Origin of the sequence: Pantoea sp., from assembly GCF_028283705.1 — a bacterium.
Lineage (GTDB): Bacteria > Pseudomonadota > Gammaproteobacteria > Enterobacterales > Enterobacteriaceae > Pantoea.
Window position 1 is genome coordinate 54,647 of record NZ_JAPWKD010000021.1, and the last position, 20,786, is coordinate 75,432.

At 54.1% G+C, this 20,786-nt stretch carries 18 protein-coding genes, 2 tRNA genes and 1 pseudogene; 10 read left to right on the forward strand and 11 right to left on the reverse strand.

Features of this window, described 5'->3' with window-relative positions; all coding sequences use genetic code 11:
* Positions 1 to 126: 126 nt before the first annotated feature.
* Entirely contained in the window at positions 127 to 1,548 is a 1,422-nt protein-coding gene (gene gltX / locus PW844_RS18790) for a glutamate--tRNA ligase (RefSeq protein WP_299455147.1), read from the forward strand.
* A gap of 60 nt (positions 1,549 to 1,608) precedes the next feature.
* Here the strand turns inward: gltX and PW844_RS18795 are convergent, their stop codons facing one another.
* Both PW844_RS18795 and PW844_RS18800 read right to left on the reverse strand, forming a co-directional pair.
* A complete protein-coding gene (locus tag PW844_RS18795) occupies positions 1,609 to 1,962 on the reverse strand; it encodes a YfeC-like transcriptional regulator (protein WP_084876212.1) in 354 nt (117 codons plus the stop codon).
* Positions 1,963 to 2,073: 111 nt separating this feature from the next.
* The gene (locus tag PW844_RS18800) at positions 2,074 to 2,862 is read right to left on the reverse strand and encodes a formate/nitrite transporter family protein (protein ID WP_299455151.1); all 789 of its coding nucleotides are present in this window, start codon (positions 2,860 to 2,862) and stop codon (positions 2,074 to 2,076) included.
* A gap of 338 nt (positions 2,863 to 3,200) precedes the next feature.
* Between PW844_RS18800 and PW844_RS18805 the strand changes: the two genes are divergently transcribed.
* The 4 genes and pseudogenes from PW844_RS18805 to PW844_RS18820 all read left to right on the forward strand — a co-directional run bounded on the left by PW844_RS18805 (position 3,201) and on the right by PW844_RS18820 (position 4,339).
* Positions 3,201 to 3,276: transfer RNA gene (locus tag PW844_RS18805), tRNA-Ala, on the forward strand.
* Between the two features lie 45 nt (positions 3,277 to 3,321).
* Positions 3,322 to 3,397 (forward strand) — tRNA-Ala (locus PW844_RS18810).
* Positions 3,398 to 3,592: 195 nt separating this feature from the next.
* Positions 3,593 to 3,998 (forward strand): annotated as a pseudogene (locus PW844_RS18815) (STM2901 family protein).
* Complete coding sequence (locus PW844_RS18820) at positions 3,992 to 4,339, forward strand: DUF1493 family protein (protein WP_299455153.1); 348 nt, start codon at positions 3,992 to 3,994, stop codon at positions 4,337 to 4,339. The pseudogene PW844_RS18815 and the gene PW844_RS18820 overlap by 7 nt, the downstream one beginning before the upstream one ends.
* 76 nt (positions 4,340 to 4,415) lie before the next feature.
* Here PW844_RS18820 and PW844_RS18825 read toward each other — a convergent pair whose 3' ends face one another.
* From PW844_RS18825 to PW844_RS18845, 5 genes are all read right to left on the reverse strand, one after another.
* A complete protein-coding gene (locus PW844_RS18825; RefSeq protein WP_299455156.1) occupies positions 4,416 to 6,023 on the reverse strand; it encodes a rhodanese homology domain-containing protein in 1,608 nt (535 codons plus the stop codon).
* Entirely contained in the window at positions 6,016 to 6,606 is a 591-nt protein-coding gene (locus tag PW844_RS18830) for a cysteine dioxygenase (RefSeq protein ID WP_299455159.1), read from the reverse strand. The genes PW844_RS18825 and PW844_RS18830 overlap by 8 nt, the downstream gene beginning before the upstream one ends.
* Positions 6,603 to 7,583 carry an ABC transporter substrate-binding protein gene (locus tag PW844_RS18835; RefSeq protein WP_299455161.1) on the reverse strand — a complete coding sequence of 327 codons (981 nt, stop codon included), beginning with the start codon at positions 7,581 to 7,583 and terminating at the stop codon, positions 6,603 to 6,605. The genes PW844_RS18830 and PW844_RS18835 overlap by 4 nt, the downstream gene beginning before the upstream one ends.
* Positions 7,583 to 8,671, reverse strand: a complete 1,089-nt coding sequence (locus tag PW844_RS18840) for an LLM class flavin-dependent oxidoreductase (protein ID WP_299455164.1) — start codon at positions 8,669 to 8,671, stop codon at positions 7,583 to 7,585. Before PW844_RS18840 ends, PW844_RS18835 begins: the two co-directional genes overlap by 1 nt.
* Before the next feature lie 192 nt (positions 8,672 to 8,863).
* Positions 8,864 to 10,054 (reverse strand): NupC/NupG family nucleoside CNT transporter, encoded by a 1,191-nt coding sequence (locus PW844_RS18845; RefSeq protein WP_013509976.1) that lies wholly within the window; start codon positions 10,052 to 10,054, stop codon positions 8,864 to 8,866.
* A 372-nt stretch (positions 10,055 to 10,426) separates the two neighbouring features.
* On the opposite strand from PW844_RS18845, the gene PW844_RS18850 reads away from it, so the two are divergent.
* The gene (locus tag PW844_RS18850) at positions 10,427 to 11,668 is read left to right on the forward strand and encodes an Nramp family divalent metal transporter (protein ID WP_299455169.1); all 1,242 of its coding nucleotides are present in this window, start codon (positions 10,427 to 10,429) and stop codon (positions 11,666 to 11,668) included.
* A gap of 32 nt (positions 11,669 to 11,700) precedes the next feature.
* Here the strand turns inward: PW844_RS18850 and PW844_RS18855 are convergent, their stop codons facing one another.
* Both PW844_RS18855 and mgrA read right to left on the reverse strand, forming a co-directional pair.
* Positions 11,701 to 12,048: a DUF2502 domain-containing protein gene (locus PW844_RS18855; RefSeq protein ID WP_299455171.1), complete on the reverse strand. Its 348-nt coding sequence runs from the start codon at positions 12,046 to 12,048 to the stop codon at positions 11,701 to 11,703.
* Positions 12,049 to 12,207: 159 nt separating this feature from the next.
* Positions 12,208 to 13,197 (reverse strand): L-glyceraldehyde 3-phosphate reductase, encoded by a 990-nt coding sequence (gene mgrA, locus PW844_RS18860; RefSeq protein WP_299455173.1) that lies wholly within the window; start codon positions 13,195 to 13,197, stop codon positions 12,208 to 12,210.
* Between the two features lie 210 nt (positions 13,198 to 13,407).
* Between mgrA and PW844_RS18865 the strand changes: the two genes are divergently transcribed.
* Together PW844_RS18865 and glk are read left to right on the forward strand one after the other, a co-directional pair.
* Positions 13,408 to 15,060 (forward strand): thiamine pyrophosphate-binding protein, encoded by a 1,653-nt coding sequence (locus PW844_RS18865; RefSeq protein WP_299455175.1) that lies wholly within the window; start codon positions 13,408 to 13,410, stop codon positions 15,058 to 15,060.
* Positions 15,061 to 15,222: 162 nt separating this feature from the next.
* On the forward strand, positions 15,223 to 16,188 hold the full coding sequence (gene glk, locus PW844_RS18870) for a glucokinase (protein WP_299455178.1): 966 nt from the start codon (positions 15,223 to 15,225) through the stop codon (positions 16,186 to 16,188).
* Between the two features lie 37 nt (positions 16,189 to 16,225).
* On the opposite strand, the gene PW844_RS18875 is transcribed toward glk, so the two are convergent.
* The gene (locus PW844_RS18875; RefSeq protein ID WP_084876199.1) at positions 16,226 to 16,954 is read right to left on the reverse strand and encodes a LytTR family DNA-binding domain-containing protein; all 729 of its coding nucleotides are present in this window, start codon (positions 16,952 to 16,954) and stop codon (positions 16,226 to 16,228) included.
* Positions 16,951 to 18,639 carry a sensor histidine kinase gene (locus tag PW844_RS18880; protein ID WP_299455268.1) on the reverse strand — a complete coding sequence of 563 codons (1,689 nt, stop codon included), beginning with the start codon at positions 18,637 to 18,639 and terminating at the stop codon, positions 16,951 to 16,953. Before PW844_RS18880 ends, PW844_RS18875 begins: the two co-directional genes overlap by 4 nt.
* A gap of 256 nt (positions 18,640 to 18,895) precedes the next feature.
* Between PW844_RS18880 and PW844_RS18885 the strand changes: the two genes are divergently transcribed.
* Together PW844_RS18885 and alaC are read left to right on the forward strand one after the other, a co-directional pair.
* A complete protein-coding gene (locus PW844_RS18885; protein ID WP_299455181.1) occupies positions 18,896 to 19,420 on the forward strand; it encodes a GNAT family N-acetyltransferase in 525 nt (174 codons plus the stop codon).
* A 118-nt stretch (positions 19,421 to 19,538) separates the two neighbouring features.
* Entirely contained in the window at positions 19,539 to 20,771 is a 1,233-nt protein-coding gene (gene alaC / locus PW844_RS18890) for an alanine transaminase (protein ID WP_084876196.1), read from the forward strand.
* Positions 20,772 to 20,786 lie beyond the last annotated feature (15 nt).

Here is a 20,786-nt window from a genome sequence, read left to right on the forward strand (position 1 = left end):
CAGCACCCACCGCGACAATCATTGAGGAATCACGGTCAGCTGCTAGAATATGCCCACTGTTTTTTCGCGTTAACCTGTTTTTTGTCATCCAGACAACGAACCTCCGCGCATTTAAGGCAATGCTGAATGAAAATCAAAACTCGCTTCGCACCCAGCCCCACTGGCTATCTGCATGTGGGCGGTGCTCGTACTGCTCTTTACTCCTGGCTTTATGCTCGTCATAACAAGGGCGAATTTGTTCTGCGTATCGAAGATACCGATCTGGAGCGATCCACACCGGAAGCCATCGAAGCCATTATGGATGGCATGAACTGGCTGAGCCTCGACTGGAACGAAGGTCCTTACTACCAGACCAAACGCTTTGATCGCTACAACGCGGTGATCGATGAGATGCTGGTGGCTGGCACTGCTTATAAATGTTACTGCTCCAAAGAGCGCCTGGAAGCGTTGCGTGAAGAACAGATGGCGAAGGGTGAAAAGCCGCGTTACGACGGCCGTTGCCGCGACAGCCATGAACATCATGCTGCTGACGAACCTTGTGTGGTGCGTTTCCGCAACCCGCAGGATGGCTCTGTCATTTTTGATGATCAGATTCGTGGACCGATTGAGTTCAGCAACCAGGAGCTGGATGACCTGATCATTCGTCGTACCGATGGTTCGCCGACCTATAACTTCTGTGTGGTGGTGGACGACTGGGATATGGGTATCACCCACGTTATCCGAGGCGAAGACCATATCAACAACACGCCGCGTCAGATCAACATCCTGAAAGCGATTGGTGCTGAAGTTCCTGTGTACGCGCACGTATCAATGATCCTCGGTGATGACGGTAAAAAGCTGTCCAAACGTCATGGCGCGGTAGGGGTGATGCAGTATCGTGATGATGGCTACCTGCCGGAAGCGCTGCTCAACTATCTGGTGCGTCTGGGCTGGTCACATGGCGATCAGGAAATCTTCAGCGTGGCGGAAATGACCGAACTGTTTACCCTCGATGCGGTGAGCAAATCGGCCAGTGCCTTCAATACTGAAAAATTGCAGTGGCTGAACCATCACTACATTAATACCCTGCCGCCGGAATATGTGGCGACGCATCTGCAATGGCATATTGAACAGCAGAACATCGATACCCGTACCGGTCCGGAACTGGCGAAACTGGTTACCCTGCTGGGCGAGCGTTGTAAGACTCTGGTAGAGATTGCGGCATCCTGCCGTTACTTCTATGAAGAGTTCGATGCCTTTGATGCCGACGCCGCGAAGAAACACCTGCGTCCGGTTGCGCGTCAGCCGCTGGAAGTGGTACGTGACAAACTGGCTGCCATCAGCGACAACGACTGGACCGCAGAGAATGTGCATCACGCCATTCAGGGCGCAGCAGACGAACTGGAGCTGGGGATGGGCAAAGTCGGTATGCCGTTGCGCGTTGCCGTGACCGGTGCGGGTCAGTCTCCGGCGCTGGATGTGACTGTCCAGGCTATTGGCCGCAGCCGCAGCGTGGCACGTATCGAAAAAGCGCTGGCCTTTATTGCCGAGCGCGAGGCCCAGGCATAATGTTCTGCGTTAACCTCTGACAGGCATAAAAAAAGCCGGAAGCATCTGCTCCCGGCTTTTTTATTTTTCCTGAATTCCCAGCCGTTGTAACACGCCTCGAATCCCTTCCCGTAGCAGAAGCGCCACCAGTTGTTCCTGTTCGGCTGCTGTCATTTGCTGGACAGAATTTATTAATAACGCAGGTAACGTATTTTGCTGTGCACCGTAATGAGCTGCCGGTTCGTTCGCATGGCGGGTGGATTGGATAAAGCTTTTCACGCGTTCATCGATATGGATCAATCGTGCCTTACCGCCCTGTACACCGGGCTTGGGCGTGGTTGTCCAGTTTTCGCGTTTAATCCATTTGTTAACAGTCTGCCGACTGTAGCCCGTTTCCAGCGCGAGTTCTTCGGGTGTTAGCCATTCCTTTTTCACGACGCTTTCCCTGTTAAATACATTAGCTCTACATATTACAACAAAACGTTACAGGAAAAAGTAACCACGAAGGAAAATGCCTCCTGCCATCCGGCAAAAGGCATAAATCGATTAAGAGGCTTCGGTTGCTGCCGCTTGTGCGGGACGGAAGGCGATGAAGTAGGTCAGGCCGACAAAAATCGCACCGCCAACCCCGTTGCCCAGGAACACCGCAACGAAATTCGGCAGGTATTCAGCCCAGCTAAGCTGTCCGGCAAAAATCGCGGCAGGCACGATAAACATGTTTGCCACCACGTGCTGAAAGCCAATCGCGACGAATGCCATCACCGGGAACCACATGCCGAAAATTTTTCCCACCACATCTTTACTGGCGAAGGCCAGCCAGACGGCAAGACACACCAGCCAGTTACAACCGATGCCAGAGATAAAGGCATGCAGGAAGTCGGCATTCACTTTGGCCGTAGCAATCGCGACGGTTTTCTTCAGGTAGTCGCCTTCTGTCATGCCGAGCATATGACCAAAGAACCAGGCGACAGCGATACTGCCGAGAAAGTTAGCAATGGTGACCCAGAACCAGTTACGCAGCACGCTAAAGCCACTAACGCGACGTGCGAACCAGGCAATCGGCATGGTCATCATATTACCGGTCAGCAGCTCACCACCGGCCAGCACGGTCAGAATCAGCCCGACGGGGAACACTGCCGCACCGAGAAATCCGCCAAAGGAACCCCAGTCGGCAGGGAGTTGGTTAATCACATGGAGATCGAGCAGAAAGCCGGTTGCAATAAATGCACCCGCCATAAAGCCGAGAATCAATAAAGTTGAAACGGATGCCTGGCTTTTTACCACGCCAGACTGAATCGCCAGCTGGGCGATCTCTTTTGGTGTATGCAGCGACATAAACTCACTTTTCTTTTATTGGCAAAGGGAAGGTGCTAACCGGCAAAAGGTTAAACCCTGGTCGGTGACCGGTTAATTAGCGTGCTAAGTTTACACTCCCTTTTAACGAAAACAAGATTTCTCCTAACATGATTAACGCATGGTTAACCTTGTGGGTTATGAACGGGGGAAGGGGGATATCTGGCAAAAGCCCGGCGATGATGAAAAAAAAGCCAGCGCGGCGCGGGTTTGCCGCCTTTTTCAGCGATTGAACACAGAACCGAAATTTGACGTTGACACCCAGGAATGGGTTTCATATTATGCCGTCCGTCGAGGTGACTCGGCGGTTTTTTCGGTGCGGGGCTATAGCTCAGCTGGGAGAGCGCTTGCATGGCATGCAAGAGGTCAGCGGTTCGATCCCGCTTAGCTCCACCAAACTTCTTCCCAGGGGTTTGGCATTGAAAAAACGATTCCAGATGTGGGGGTATAGCTCAGCTGGGAGAGCGCTTGCATGGCATGCAAGAGGTCAGCGGTTCGATCCCGCTTATCTCCACCATTCATCCTGATTCATTGCAATCAATTCGTTATAAAACTACCCAATCTTCCAAACATCGAAATGACGTTATCTGGTTTTGTCATTCCTGCGAGCCTTATAGCTGCGTAACGGTTTCCCATTGCTGTTTTTTTAATCTGGACACCTTCCGGACAGGATTTTATGATAAGAAATCTTTAATGAAATGGAGTTTCAGGAATGGATACCACGGAACAGCTGGATGGGACGTATTTTTATAAAGGATTAACCAATCTCTCTGCCGGAGAATTATTCTTTTTCGTCTTTCTGGAAGAGGCTCAAAAGCAACCTGGGACAACCAACGCAAAGTACCAGAGGTAAGCCAGCAGGCGCGACGCCAGGAACATCCATTCTCAGTGAAAACCTTCGACGCTGGTTAAAGTATCGTGTTAACCGCTGGCCTACCTTAACCAACGAAAGTATCCGCAATTTACGCTTTAGTTATGTCACTAATTTGGGCGCTTTCGCTGGCCGCTGGATACCCATTCTCAGTATTGCCTTTGTGATGAATGACGTTGCATGGATAGGGTTTAACTCTCTTAACACCTACAACCGAATTGCCAGAGAGGAGGATCGTATATGGTAACGGATATCGAAAACGCGGTTACCGAATGGTATGAAACGAGCTACAACGTTAAGCCTCTCTTCGCAAAATCGGCACCCGTATTAACGCCAGAAACGAGTCTGAACACAGGTAAATATCCCTGGGCGAGAGAGACAGGTGACGAAATCATGAAAGACTACTTTCAGCACTTCAATGTTGACAGTAATGACTTCAACTTCCTTTCATACTGGCCCTATGAAAAAGGCATACTGCCTAACTTTATTCGTCCAAAATCGCAAAAAATTTCTCAAGCTGACCCTAAACCGCTGACGATCCAGATGTTGATTGATTCCGCCAAAGCCGGGCGTTGGCTGTTTGATTAATCAAAATCCTGCATAACCGTAGCGGCGCGATTTATCGCGCAATGCCGAAAAATCCCGCCGCTACCCTTGCACAACGCTAGCCTTGTGCGACCGGTTTCAGTACGCGGAACCCATGCGTCCCATCGCGATCCAACTGTGCCACCAGGCCATATTCCCAATCAAGATACGCCTGCATCACCTCGGGTGCGATATCGGTGCCTTCATACGGGCGGCGATAACGGTCTATCGCCGGTGACAGCAACAGTTGTGTTCCCTGCTCAGTCGGCAGACCCGCTGCGCGCCAGGCGGCGTTCCCGCCCGCCAGGACATAGACCGGCTTCCCGGTCAGTTCAGCGACCTGTTCAACGGTATACCCCGCCAGCAAGCTGCTACCGCAGGTCAGCACATAACGCCGCGCCTCGGGAAGCAACGCTTTTCCCTGTTGTTGCAGAGTTGATCGCAGCAGCCAGGCGGCACCGGGGATATGACTGTTGAGATGATTGGTGCGCGTAGTGAAATCCAGCACCTGAGTTTGCCCCTCATCCAGCCAGCTGGCGAGTAGCTCTGGTGAAACAAACTCGGGATGGGCGACGGGGGGGAGCTGCGGCTGCCATGGCCCGCTAGCGCTGAAGTCACTGGGTTGTAATCCATCCAGCACCGCGACCTGCCAGCCAAGTTGAACCAGCCAGGATGCCGCCATATTGGCGCGGACGTTGTCATCATCGATCAGCACAATCCGCGCACCACGAACGCTGGCGTAATGATCGGTCTCCTGCACCAGTTGTCCGCCGGGGACATGGCGGCTGCCTGGCAGATGGCCTGCTGCATACTCCTGCGCATCACGGACATCGAACAGATAGGTGGTGCGGTTTTCCTGCTGAAGACCCGCCAGGGCAGAGAGGTGAATACGCTCCACGCCTGCCTGGTCAGCCAACTGACGCGCTTGAGCTGCGGCCTGTCGCTGGACGGTTTCGCTGGTGGTTTCGTAACGGCGTGTCTGTCCTGTCTCGAGCGGATGCCCGGCCAACGTCCAGCCGATAGTGCCGTTGCGCAGTGCATAAACCGGGTTACGGATACCGGCATTCACCAGCGATTGCGTGCCGATAATGCTGCGGGTACGGCCCGCACAGTTCACGATCACCGTGGTATTCGGTGAAGGGGCCAGGTCGCGTACCCGCAGCACCAGTTCACCGCCCGGTACGCTGGTCGCACCAGGAATACTCATGGTCTGGTATTCATCAAAACGACGCGCATCCAGCACTACCACATTGTTGCCGCTTGCCAGCAACGCATGTACCTCATCAGCCGCCAGCGACGGTGTCTGGTTATGATGTTCCACCAGTTCACCAAAGGCTTTGCTGGGGGAATTAACGTCAATAAACAGCTCACCACCCGCATCCTGCCAGCCCTGCAAATCGCCAGCCAGCAGCGCGACGTTGTGATAACCCAGCGCGGATATACGTTCCGCCGCTGTTTGTGCCAGACCTTCGCCATTATCGTACAAGGTGATGGCTGTCTCACGCCGGGGGATACGATCCAGCCACTCCAGCTCCAGTTTGGACAAGGGAATGTTCACCGCAAACAACGGATGACCAGTGGCATACAACGCTTCATCGCGTACATCCACCAGAGCCACTTCCTGCTGCTGGCGCAGCGCTGCAATAATGTCGGCCACCTGGCGCAACGGGAAAACCGGTTTAGTCATGTGAAAGATCCCAGATGTTTGGTAAATAACGGTTGCTGTAACCGGAGATAAACACATTTTCGCTGCCATCCTCGCGATACACCGCGCGCTTCACTGCGCCAATATTCGCGCCATAAACGTGGATGCTGATGGACACGCGGTCATCAAAGGCATTGCTGACGCGATGGATATCACCCACGGTGGGTGACACCGCCTCCACGCTGCCGGGTTCAAGCCGCACTGGCGGGCCTTCCGGTTGCAACCCCTGCGGTCCTGCTTGCCATGACTGGGAAATTTCGGCACCGCGCAGCATGCCAATCAAACCCCAGACGCGATGGTCGTGAATCGGAGTTTGCTGGCCCGGCCCCCAGACAAAGCTCACGACCGAGAAGCGTTGCTGTGCATCGGCGTAGAGTAAATATTGTTGATAATGCTGCGCATGTGGTTGGGAGAAGGCTTCATCCAGCCAGTCATCATGACGAATTAACTCGCTCAGCCAGTTGCTGCCGCGTTGTAAAATGGTTTGTTCATCGGGCTGGCTATCGAGCAATTGCGCCAGATTACCGACAAAGGTTCGCAAACGCTGATGCTGAAGCTCACTCACGATTTATCCCCCTGGGCACTTTTCGCCACCTGGTTAGCTCCCGCCGCGAGGCTGAAATCAAAGGCTTTGCTGACATCGACCTGTTTTGGCAGCACCTGGTAGCGGTGGAAGAAATCCGCTGATTTTTGCAGGGTGCCGATCAGGCTGGCGTCAAACACCAAAGGACGGATGCGCGCATCCGCAATCCAGCTGGCAGTGATGTTCGTCGGCATGTTGAGGGTTTTACCCAGCACGCGGGCGAACTCTTCGGGATGCTGCTGCGCCCATACCTGGGCTTTAGCTAAACGCACCAGCAAATCGGCAATGGCTTTGCGCTTTCCCGGATTGCTCAGCGCTTCATCGCGCGCCAGCGCGTAAGAGTAGCCAGACATAATCCCCTTACCGCCCCCCTGCGGTACACGCAGCGTGCCATCCACGGCAGTGGAGGTGGCAATGTACGGTTCCCACGGAGCCCAGGCGGCAACCGCGCCGGAAGTTAACGCGGCACGGCCATCAACCGGGCCGAGAAAACGCAGCGTGACATCGTCAGGTTTCAGGCCGGCGCGTTCCAGCAGGCCAAGGATCAGATAGTGGCCCCATCCGCCGCGGTTCACCGCAATTTGTTTGCCTTTCAGATCTTGCAGACTGTGCACCCCGGCATTGGGACGGGTGAGCAGGGCAATGCTATCGGGATTGTTTTGCCACGCCCCCACGGCTTTAACCGGCGCACCGGCGGCATAGACAAACAGGAACGGCAGATCGCCGGTGAAACCGACATCCAGTGCGCCTGCGTTCAGGGCCTCCTGCACTGGCGCACCGGAATCGAACGCCGTCAGTTTGAGATCGTATGGCAGGTTGTTGAGTTCACCAGAGGCTTTCAGCGCGGCAAAGCGGTCACCTTTGACATCTCCCAGCCGCAGGGTGACTTTTTCAGCCGCAAACAGCGGGTTGAGCGATAACGCCAGAGTCAGACCAACAAATAAAGCAGCCAGGCGCATCAGGCGCTCCTTTTTTCTTTGCTATCGAGGGCAGCCACTTTTTCCCGCGTCAGCGGCAGCAGCTCGCGGCCATATTCCACTACGTCATTGAGCGGATCGAAGCCGCGAATCAACACGCTGTGAATGCCGAGGCGATAGTAATCGAGTAGCGCATCCGACACCTGTTCTGGCGTTCCCACCAACGCTGTCGAGTTGTAGCCCCCCTTCACCAGTTTGGCGACGCCAGTCCACAGCACTTTATCCAGCCGATCGCCTTCGTTAGCGGCAGCCAGCAGGCGTTGCGCACCGACACTCTGAGGTTTAGGCAGACCGAAGGTATAACCGGTTTCTGCCAGCTGTTTTTCGGCGGTGGCGCGGATATATTCGGCACGTTCCCAGGCTTCCTTTTCGGTTTTGCCGAGAATCGGACGGAAGGAAATATTGAAATCGATGTTCCTTCCCTGTTGCGCCGCAGCGGCACTCACGTTGCGTACCGTTTCTTCCGCGCCTTTAAGCGGCTCGCCCCACAACGCAAACACATCGGCATGACGCGCGGCGACGTCAATGGCTTCCGCTGAAGAACCGCCGAAATAAATCGGCAGCTTTTTCTGCAGGGGTTTGATGGCGGAAAAGGCCTGTTCGGCCTGATAGTACGTCCCCTGGTGGTCGTAGGGCTGCGTCGATTCCAGACTCTGCTTCAGCACCGTGAGAAACTCATTGGTTCGTGCATAGCGTTCGGTTTTATTGCGGAAATCGCCGTCGCGACGTTGTTCGCTATCGCTGCCGCCACTGATGATATGCACCGCCAGACGGCCATCGGTAAGATGATCGAGCGAAGCCAGTTTACGCGCGGCCAGCGTGGGGGCGACAAAGCCCGGGCGGTGCGCCAGCAGAAATTTCAGTTTGCTGGTATGGGCCGCCGCGTGGGCGGTCACCAGGAACCCATCGGGTTGATCGGACCAGTAACCGACCAGAATACGGTCAAAGCCAGCGTCTTCATGGGCGCGGGCAAAGCGGGCAATATAATCTTTATCAAATAACGGGCCGCTGGCCGGGATGATCTCGGAGGCGAGGCGGTGGCCAATCATGCCAAGAAATTGAATGCTCATGCTGTTCTCCTGATGTGACGTCAGTGAGAAAAGCTACGGGCGCAGGCGGTGGCAACGGAAATTCAATATTGTGCAAAGGTTTTGCGTGGAATGATGAAGCAGGAGCGGGCGCGGCGAGAGGCGTGAAAAAATGAGATATAACGGATAGGAATAATTAAGAAGAGAAGGGCGAGCCGCAGCTCGCCCCGTGCATCAGAATGCCAGCACCAGACCGGCAATCGCGGCAGAAAGCACGCTCACCAGGGTAGAGCCGTACAGCAGCTTCAGACCAAAGCGGGAAACCACATTGCCTTGTTCTTCGTTCAGGCCTTTAATCGCACCAGCAACAATGCCGATAGAAGAGAAGTTGGCGAAAGAAACGAGGAACACCGACAGAATACCTTCCGCATGCGGAGAGAGCTGGCCGGCAATTTTTTGCAGATCCATCATCGCCACGAATTCGTTAGAAACCAGTTTGGTCGCCATGATGCTGCCAACCTGCAACGCTTCGTTAGACGGCACACCCATCACCCAGGCAAACGGGTAGAATACATAACCCAGCACGCCCTGGAAGCTGATGCCGAAAATCACATCAAACAACGCATTCAGGCCGGAAATCAGGGCGATAAAGCCGATCAGCATAGCGGCAACGATAATCGCCACGCGGAAACCGGCCAGGATGTATTCGCCCAGCATTTCGAAGAAGCTCTGACCTTTGTGCAGATCCTGCAATTGCAGATCTTCTTCACTATCAACGCGGTACGGGTTGATCAGCGACAGCACGATAAAGGTACTGAACATGTTCAGCACCAGCGCGGCAACGACATATTTCGGTTGCAGCATGGTCATATAAGCGCCCACGATCGACATAGACACCGTCGACATCGCGGTGGCCGCCATGGTGTACATGCGGCGCTGTGACATTTTGCCGAGGATATCCTTATAGGCGATAAAGTTTTCTGATTGTCCCAGAATCAGAGAGCTGACGGCGTTAAAGGATTCCAGTTTGCCCATGCCATTGATTTTTGACAGCACAGTCCCGATGCCACGAATCACCCATGGCAGGATGCGGAAATGTTGCAAAATACCGATCAGGGCAGAGATAAAGACGATCGGACACAGAACATTAAGGAAGAAGAAGGCGAGGCCTTTTTCATTCATGTTGCCGAACACGAAGTTGGTGCCTTCTGCTGCGTACTTCAGCAGATGGTCAAACAGGCCAGCAAACCCTTTTACGAACCCGAGGCCGGCTTCAGAGTTCAGGAAGAACCAGGCAAGCAGAACTTCAATTACCAGAAGCTGAACGATATAGCGAATACGGATGCTTTTACGATCGTGACTGACCAGCAAGGCCAGCACGGCTACCACCACCAATGCTAAAAGAAAGTGCAAAATATGGGACATGTCGGCTCCAAATTTGAGGAGGGTTGTATTTTGCTGCGTATTCTATGTAACGCGTTACTTAAAAACGAGATCTAAACCACATTATAAGTATTCGGTATCGACATATTTCTCGGATAAGTCTCAGCCATCACAAGTTCTTCACACCTCCTTTACAAGAAAAATAACCACAAAGGGATTGTCTATAAAATAAGCCGAGGGTAGATTGAATCCTGTTGTGTAAATTTTGGCAAAACCTGACTTTACCGCAAGGTATAGCAAAGGCTATACTTTATAGCACTATCTATTAAAGCGATAACTATAACCATATTTCACTTGCCTTGAATGCCCCGTAACCTGTGCGGGTAAACAAGCGTTAAGACAGGGTCAAAAACTATGTCAGAAAGCCGCACCGCAGAGCGCGCCGCTCGCGGAGCCAGAAAGGTTAAACTTGCGTTGCTGGGACCGGCCTTCATCGCGGCCATCGGTTATATCGATCCTGGTAACTTTGCCACCAATATCCAGGCGGGGGCTGCCTACGGCTACAAATTGCTGTGGGTGGTGGTCTGGGCAAACATTATGGCTGCGCTGATCCAACTCATGTCGGCCAAGCTGGGTATCGCCACCGGCAAAAATCTCGCGGAACACATCCGTGACCGCTTTCCGCGTCCAGCAGTGTGGTTCTACTGGGTTCAGGCCGAAATCATCGCCATGGCCACCGATTTAGCGGAATTTATTGGGGCTGCACTCGGCTTTAAGTTGTTACTGGGTATCTCACTATTGCAGGGGGCGGTGCTGACAGGCATTGCCACTTACCTGATTCTGATGCTGCAAAATCGCGGGCAAAAGCCACTGGAACTGGTGATTGGCGGCCTGCTGATGTTTGTCGCGGCGGCTTATATTGTTGAGTTATTCTTCTCACAGCCGAAGGTCAGTGAACTTATCACCGGCATGGCGCTGCCATCGTTGCCGACTTCTGATGCAGTGTTCCTCGCGGCCGGTGTGCTGGGGGCGACCATCATGCCGCATGTGATTTATCTGCATTCGGCGTTGACGCAATATGGTAATCAGGGCACCAAAGGACAGCGTTACTCCTCCACCAAACTGGATGTGGCTATCGCTATGACCATTGCCGGATTTGTTAACCTGGCGATGATGGCAACCGCCGCGGCAGCCTTTCACTTTAGTGGCCATAGCGGGATTGCCGATCTTGATCAGGCCTACCTGACGTTGCAACCGTTGTTAAGCCACGCGGCGGCGACGGTATTTGGTTTGAGTCTGGTGGCAGCCGGTCTTTCTTCCACCGTGGTCGGCACGCTGGCCGGACAGGTGGTGATGCAGGGGTTTATCCGTTTTCATATCCCGCTGTGGCTGCGTCGCACCATTACTATGCTGCCTTCCTTTATTGTTATCTGGGCTGGCTGGGATCCGACACGGATTCTGATACTCAGCCAGGTGTTGCTGAGTTTTGGTATCGCACTGGCGCTGGTGCCGCTGCTGTTTTTCACCGGCAATCGTGAGCTGATGGGTGAGGAGATGGTCAACTCACGGCTGATGCAAACCATTGGCTGGGTGATTGTGGTGCTGGTGGTGACGCTGAATATCTATCTGCTGGTCGGGCAGGCGCTGGGGTTATAAAAAAGGTGCGCGTCAAGCGCACCTTTTATGAATCACCAACGGTCATGATCATGGCCACGACCGCGATCATGGTGGTCATGACGATGTTCATAACGCCAGCGTTCATGGCGACGACGTTCACGCTCACGCTCCCACGCCTGATGACGACGCCACTCTTCATGACGCCACCAGCGATGGTCCTGGTAGCGATAACGATCGTTCCACCAGCGCGGTTCGCGCCAGCGACCACCGTCCCAGTAATAACCACGATTATCGCGATCGCCTAATTGCAGGGTGATGCCGGGTGCCAGGTTAATGGTGGCGCCACTGGCATGGGCTGAGTGTAGGGCCAGGGGGGACAGCGTTGCCAGCAAAGCGGCAAACAAAATTCCACGTTTCATAATTCTCCTTTCCGGCAACTTATCGGTTGCTGCCGTTGCGCTAGTTTGCCATATCGAACCAGTAAAGCTTTAAGAACCGGTCTGAAAGCGCTGAGGAATTTCTGAAATAAGAGTTTTCTGCTGAGGACGTCGCCCGGCGCTGGCCGGGCGGGAAAGCGGTTACATCAAAATTGCGGCGATAGCCTGAAGTTCTTCCTGGCTCAGCTCCGGCTGGCTCAGCATGTCAACAGCGTCATCAATTTGCGCAGTTTTGCTGGCACCAATTAATACCGAAGTGACACGCGCATCGCGCAGCACCCAACTCAATGCCATCTGCGCCAGCTTCTGCCCACGTTGCAGGGCGATGGCGTGCAAGGCGCGAACTTTCACCATTTTTTCCTGCGTCAGCTGATCTTCACGCAGGAACTTGCTGCCGCTGGCAACACGCGAATCTTCGGGAATGCCCTGCAAATAACGGTCAGTCAGCACGCCACCAGCCAGCGGCGAGAACGCGATACAACCCACACCATTCTCACCCAGCACATCCAGCAAGCCCTGTTCCGGCGCGCGTTCAAACATCGAATAACGTGGCTGATGAATCAGGCAGGGAGTGCCCAGGTCACGCAGGATGGCAATCGCTTCGGCGGCTTTCTCTGCCGGATAGTTTGAGATCGCGGCATACAGCGCTTTGCCCTGACGAACCACTTGATCCAGCGCGCGCATGGTTTCTTCCAGCGGCGTTTCGGGATCCGGGCGGTGATGATAAAAGATATCGACGTACTCCAGCCCCATTCGTTTCAGGCTTTGATCGAGACTGGAAATCAGATATTTGCGTGACCCCCAGTCACCGTAAGGGCCGTCCCACATGGTGTAACCGGCTTTGGTGGAGATCACCAGTTCATCGCGGTAGCCACGAAAATCTTCCCGCAGAATGCGGCCAAAATTCTCTTCCGCTGAACCCGGCGGTGGCCCGTAGTTATTCGCAAGGTCGAAATGCGTGATGCCACGGTCGAAGGCATGACGCAGCAGCGTGCGGCTGTTATCAACCCGGGTGCTATCACCAAAGTTGTGCCACAGGCCGAGAGAAATTGCGGGCAATTTCAGGCCACTACGTCCACTGCGTCGATATTGCATCTGTTGATAGCGTTCGGGATGGGGAAAAGCACTCATGCAGCGTTCCTGTCGCAAAGGGAAAGTGTCATTAGCATAGCAGTGTATACGTTTACACAAATGGCGAACGCGCGGGGGATCGCAACTTACGGATTTTTCCCTTTAGTAACGTTACCTTGACAGATCATTCTGAGTAATTATGGTTAAAATCCAACCAATTCAGTCTAATCAGTAATACTCCTTATATAACCCACAAAGGAGTGGCTGCGCATGAAAACGTTTAAAGTTGGCGAATACTTGTTGTTGCGTTTACAGCAGGCGGGCATCCGGCATCTGTTTGGGGTACCGGGCGATTACAATTTACAGTTCCTGGATAGCGTGATTGATCATCCGGAGATGATCTGGGTGGGCTGTGCTAATGAGCTGAATGCGTCTTATGCTGCGGATGGCTATGGCCGCTGCAACGGTGCGGCCGCACTGCTCACCACTTTTGGCGTTGGCGAGTTGAGCGCGATTAACGGGATTGCCGGAAGTTACGCGGAATATGTCCCGGTGATCCATATCGTTGGCGCGCCAGCCAGCGAAGCACAACGACAGGGTGATTGCGTCCATCATTCGCTAGGTGATGGCGATTTTCGCCATTTCAGCCGTATGGCGGAAGAAGTCAGCGCCGCGACTGCGGTGCTGACGGCGGAAAATGCGGTTCAGGAAATTGATCGTGTGATCAGCGAGGCACTTCATCAGCACCGGCCCGGTTATTTATTGATGGCGGTGGATGTGGAGCAGGCGGAGGTGGAGGTGGAACTGCCGCAGCTGCCATCCTCTGTTAGCACCCCTGCTTCGGCGGCAGAGGCGTTTGCTCAGGCTGCGGAACGATTACTGGCTCCAGCACAGCGCGTGGCGCTGCTGGCCGATTTCCTTGCATCACGCTGGCAATTGCAGGCACAGCTGGCAGCATTGCGCCAGATACGTGCTATTCCAGCTGCCACCTTATTAATGGGCAAAGGGGTGCTGGATGAACAGCAGCCCGGTTTTGTTGGCACCTATGCCGCTGAAGGCAGTACGCCGCAGGTGCAATCGGCGATTGAGGAGACGGATGTCACGATCTGTGTCGGGGTGCGCTTCACCGATACCTTGACCGCCGGTTTTACTCAGCATCTGCCAGCCGCCAGACTTATCGATCTGCAACCTTTCCATGCAGTGGTGGCGGGGGAAACTTTTGCCCCGCTGACCATGGCACAGGCGCTCAGTACACTGGAGCCACTGTTCCGTCAGTACGGGGCGCAATGGGCACTGGGGCAGACCTCGATCAGTACCTGCGAGCCGGTTGAGGACGCGCTAATCACGCAAAATGCTTTCTGGCAGACGATGCAGCAGTTTCTGCAACCTGGTGATATTATCCTGGCCGATCAAGGCACTGCCGCCTTTGGTGCTGCGGCGCTGCGGTTACCACAGGATGCGCAGTTGCTGGTACAGCCACTGTGGGGATCGATTGGCTATACTTTACCGGCAGCCTTTGGTGCGCAAACCGCACAACCGGATCGCCGCGTGATTTTGATTATCGGCGATGGCTCGGCGCAGTTAACCATTCAGGAACTGGGTTCGATGCAGCGCGATGGTCAGCAACCGATTATTTTTCTTCTGAATAATGAGGGCTATACCGTCGAACGGGCGATACACGGCGCGCATCAGCGTTACAACGATATCGCCCAGTGGAACTGGACCGCGCTGCCGCAGGCACTCAGTCTGGAGGGTGCCGCGCAGAGCTGGCGCGTGAGCGAAACGGTGCAGCTGGAAGGCGTGATGGCGTTACTGGCGCGTAACGCGCATTTGTCGCTGGTGGAAGTGGTGCTGGATAAAGACGACCTCCCGCCGTTGCTACGTAAGGTGACAGCCTCGCTCCATCAGCGCAACGGTGGCTGAGTTTCGGACAGTTGCCTCTGTGCAGTTAGCCAGGTGCGTGCCAGTATGTGGCCGCACCTGAGTGAATACGCCCATCCGACGCACTGATGGGCGTTGTTGTTTTATTGGCAGGCTTTTATAGTGTCCTGCAATTATTTATGACCCAAGCGGAGCAGCAGAAGAATGACAAAATACGCCCTGGTCGGCGATGTGGGTGGTACCAATGCCCGTCTCGCCCTGTGTGAGGTGGAGACCGGTGCCATCTCCCAGGCCAAAACATTCTCAACATCAGACTATGACAACCTTGAAGCGGTCATCCGTCACTATCTGGATGAGCAGAAACAGGATATCAAAGATGGTTGCATCGCCATCGCCTGCCCGATTACTGGCGACTGGGTCGAAATGACCAACCATGACTGGGCTTTCTCCACGAAGCAGATGAAAGAGAGCCTCGGTTTTGCCCACCTGGAAATCATCAATGATTTCACCGCGATATCGATGGCGGTGCCGATGCTGGCAGAAAACGATGTGATTCAGTTCGGTGGCAAAGCGCCAGTGCAGGACAAACCGATCGCCATCTATGGTGCAGGCACCGGGCTTGGCGTCAGCCATCTGGTGCACGTAGATAAGCGCTGGGTGAGTCTGCCGGGTGAGGGCGGTCATGTTGATTTCGCGCCTAACAGCGAAGAAGAAGCCGGGATTCTGGAAGTGTTGCGGGCGGAGCTGGGCCATGTCTCAGCGGAGCGCGTGCTGTCTGGTTCCGGGTTGGTCAACCTGTACCGCGCCATCGTTAAATCGGATCAGCGTGAACCCGAAAACCTGAAGCCGAAGGATGTTACCGAACGCGCACTGAAAGACAGCTGCATTGATTGCCGCCGCGCCCTGTCACTGTTCTGCGTTATTATGGGACGTTTCGGCGGCAACCTGGCGCTCAACCTGGGCACTTTTGGCGGTGTTTATATCGCTGGTGGCATTGTGCCGCGTTTCCTCGACTTCTTTAAAGCCTCGGGTTTCCGTGCGGCGTTTGAAGATAAAGGCCGTTTCCGCGATTACCTGGTGGATATTCCGGTCTATATGATCACCCACGATCAGCCGGGTCTGCTCGGTGCCGGTGCTCACCTGCGCCAGACATTGGGTCGCGTGCTGTAATTCCTCGCAGGCGAACGGTGTCAATATGCCGTTCGCCTTACAAACGCATTAATTGCCGGAAGGCCTTCACTTTGCTGCGGCTCACCGGGACCTGCGCGTCCAAATCACGTAATTTCACCAGATAGGTATTGTTGAACCAGGGTTCAATTTCGCGAATTTTACTCAGGTTGACGCAGTACGAACGGTGGCAACGAAAGAAGGCCGATTCGGGCAGACGGCTGCAAAACTCACTGATGGTCATCGACATCACGTAGGCTTCGCGCCGGGTATACACGAACGTCAGCTTCTCGTGCGCTTCGACATAATAAATATCGTTGATGTCGGTCACGATGATGCGCTCATCTTTAACCAGATTCACGGTCTGCGGAACCGTGGATTGCGGATTGCTGGCTGGTGATTGCTGCTGTTGCCAGCTGGCTTCCAGTTTGTTGAGCATGGTGATAATGCGCGACTCATGATACGGCTTCAGGATGTAGTCAAAGGCTTCCAGCTCAAAGGCTTCCACTGCATGTTCTTTCCACGCGGTGATAAACACGATCAACGGCTTGTGCGCGAACTGATTAATATTTTGTGCCAGCAGCATGCCATCCAGGGACGGGATATTAATGTCGAGGAAAATCACATCGACACGGTGGTTTTGCAGATATTTCAGCACTTCCAGCCCGTCATCAAAACAGGCTTCAATACTGATCTGGCTATGATGCTGAATCATCCAGCTCAGTTCCTGCTGTGCCAGGAATTCATCTTCGACAATGATGGCTTTCACGCTGAGGTTTCCTGGCTGACGAGCGGTGTGGGCAACCGGTGGCCATTTTTGCTAAGGGTAAAGGAAATTTCGGTGCCGGGCTGATGACGCACAATGGTTAATCCCTGGCCGGAAAGCAGTTTCACCCGATGATGTACATTAAGCAGACCGATTTTATTCCCTGGCATTTCATCCCGCGCCACGCGTGCCATCACGTCATCGCTAATACCGGCACCGGTATCGCGCACCGAAACCCGCACCTGGTCGCCCAGGTCTTTCACGCTGAGCGTGACCACCCCTTTACCCCGGCAGGGCTGGATGCCATGTACAATGGCATTCTCCACCAGTGGCTGGATCAGCAGGCTGGGCAGGGTGAAATGCAGGTCTTCATCAACATCGTAAATCATCGACAGTTTGTCACCGAAGCGCGCTTGCTCAATCGCAATATAATCCTTCACCTGCCACAGCTCTTTCTTGATATCGATAGGCTCGTCGTCATTCAGTTCCAGGTTGTAGCGCAGATAGCGTGACAAATTGATCACCAGCTGGCGGGCGGTATCGGGATTGAGGCGAATCGAGGCGGAGATCGCGTTCAGCGCGTTAAACAGGAAATGCGGGTTGATCTTGCTTTGTAACGCACGTAGTTCGGCTTTGTTTGCCATCTCACGCAACTGCTCGGCGCGCGACACTTCCAGCTGGGTGGAGATGATCTGCGACAGCCCAACCGCCATCTCTTTTAGCGAACCGGTGATGCGATGCGCACGGCGATAATAGATTTTTAGCGTCCCGGTAACTTCCCCTTTTTCCCAAAGGGGAATAACCAGCATCGAGTGGATATCTTTGGTACGGTGCGCCTCGTCATTATTTTTAATGATAATTTTTCGGCTGGTGATTGCCTGAGCGGTGGTGGGGCTGAGGCCGTCATCACCATCGTGATAGTTCTCTTCGCCGTAGCCGACATAGGCAAGAATCTGTTTGGTATTGGTGATTGCCACCGCATCTGCATGAATTTCGCTGCGAATGATGTCGCAAATCTGGTGCAATGAATCGCTGTTGACCTGGCGAAACAGTGGCAACGTTTTGTTCGCAATCTCCAGCGCCAGCTTGGCCTGGCGCGCCGCAATCGCTTCTTTTTCTCCTTCAACGCTCTGCACCAGCAACACAATTAACCCGATGCTGGATGCGCCAAGGATCATCGGAAGTGCAATCTCAGAGACAATATCGAGGCCGAGCGTCATCGGTCTGGCCCACAGCACAATCAGCAGCATGGTCAGGGTTTCACACAACATGCCGCCGAGAATACCGGCGCGCCAGCGCTGCTCCTTGCTGACCCGGCGATTAATCACGCCTGAAGCGATACCGGCAATGATGCTGGTGATCAGACAGGGAATTGAGGTAATACCATGAATATCAATAAGAAAACGGTGTAACCCGGCAATGACGCCTGTGGCGATGCCGACCCAGGGGCCAAATAAAATGCCGCCCGACATCACCGCAATCACGCGTACGTTAAGCAGTGAACCATCGACATCAATGCCTGACCAGGTGCTGAACAGGGCGAATAGCGAAAAAATCGCCGTTACTACCACTTTTTCCTGGCGTGAATGCTCATCTTTCTGCAACAACTGGCGAAACACCCGGGTGCGGGTGAGGAAAAACAGGCAAATCAGCATCAGTGCGGCGCGGTCAAACACCGCCAGCAGCATGTCAAAGTGAGAGGGCACAGGCATCTCGTCGCTAACGAAAAAGGGTTAGGGCTATGATAAAAAATGTGATCGAGATCTGCCAGCGCCCTGGCAGGCTGCGGACACTTCTTATGGCCAGGATCAATTTTTACTCACCAAAATCCAAAAAGGGGAAAAGTTGAGTGGTAAAAAGAGGATTATCTTTTCCCGGTGGTTGCGACTTCCTGTCACTGGTCCGGTTTGTTATGTTGGCCTAAGCCTTTTTCGGAGTGCAGCCATGCAATTAGTTACTGCCCGTTTGACCCTCAGCCGGTTACAACCGGAAGATTGGCAAATTTTTAAAGCGGTCCACGAAGATGCCGCCACCATGACCTGGGTGAGTGAAATACCCGATGAAGAGGATATCCGTCAGCGCTTTACCGAACGCCTTGCGCCCTGGCTGGTCACCAGTTTCCATATGCTGTGTCTGGTGGCCCGTCTGCGTGACAGCGGGGAGGCTATCGGCCTGTTTGGCTGTAGCCCCGAATGGGAGCCAAATCGGCAGGCTGAAGTGGGTTACATGATGCTGCATCGCTTTACCGGGCAGGGTTATGGCAGTGAGGCATTGAGCGCGCTGTGCACCTTTTTGTTCCAGGCGGAATTTCATAAACTCAAAGCGCTGGTGGTTGAGGGGAATTGGCCGTCACGGCGCATTCTGGAGAAGAATGATTTCGCGCTGGAGGGGATTCTGCGGGATAATTATCTGCTAAATGGCCAATGGGTAAACGATTGGGTGCTCGGTCGCCTGAATCCGCAAAAATAAAAAAATTATCTTCGGCGCTCGACAATGCGGTTATCGTCGCGTTATGTTCTTGGTTCGGTCACAACAGTGACCCACGTCGCTCGGACGGTCCGGGCGCTAACGTACTCCAGAGGACATCATGGCTGATAACAGCACACCCCGTCGTTTTTCCCGTATTGAACGCCTTCCCCCTTACGTTTTTAACATCACCGCTGAATTGAAGATGGCTGCGCGTCGGCGCGGCGAAGACATCATCGATTTTTCGATGGGGAACCCGGATGGCCCTACGCCGCCGCATATCGTGGAAAAATTGTGCCAGGTGGCACAGCGCGACGACACCCATGGTTACTCCACCTCGAAAGGTATTCCGCGTCTGCGCCGCGCTATTTCGCGCTGGTATGCGGACCGTTATCAGGTGGACATCGATCCGGAGTCCGAAGCCATTGTCACTATCGGTTCGAAAGAGGGGCTGGCGCATCTGATGCTGGCAACGCTCGACCACGGTGACACCGTGCTGGTACCGAATCCCAGTTATCCCATTCATATCTACGGCGCGGTGATTGCCGGTGCACAGGTCCGCTCTGTGCCGCTGGTGGCGGGCGTCGATTTCTTTAACGAGCTGGAACGCGCAATTCGCGAAAGCTACCCGAAACCGAAGATGATGATCCTCGGCTTCCCGTCGAATCCGACCGCGCAGTGCGTCGAGCTGGATTTCTTTGAGCGGGTGATTGCGCTGGCGAAACAGTACAACGTGCTGGTTATCCACGATCTGGCCTATGCCGACATTGTTTACGATGGCTGGAAAGCGCCGTCTATCATGCAGGTGCCGGGTGCACGCGATGTGGCGGTGGAGTTTTTCACCCTGTCAAAAAGCTACAACATGGCGGGCTGGCGTATCGGCTTTATGGTAGGCAACAAGGAGCTGGTCGCAGCGCTGGCGCGTATCAAGAGTTACCACGATTACGGCACCTTTACACCGTTGCAGGTGGCGGCGATTGCTGCACTGGAAGGCGATCAGCAATGCGTTCGTGATATCGCTGAACAATACAAACGTCGTCGTGATGTGCTGGTGAAAGGGCTGCATGAAGCGGGCTGGATGGTGGAGATGCCGAAAGCGTCAATGTATGTCTGGGCGAAAATTCCTGACCACTATGCGCACCTTGGCTCGCTGGAATTTGCCAAACTGCTGCTACAGGAAGCCAAAGTGTGCGTGTCACCGGGTGTCGGCTTTGGCGATTACGGCGATACTCACGTACGTTTCGCGCTGATCGAAAACAGCGACCGTATTCGTCAGGCGGTGCGGGGCATTAAAGCGATGTTTCGTGCGGATGGTATTTTGCCGGGAACGCTGAAAGCAACAGAAGAAGAGTAGAGTTTTTAAGTAAAG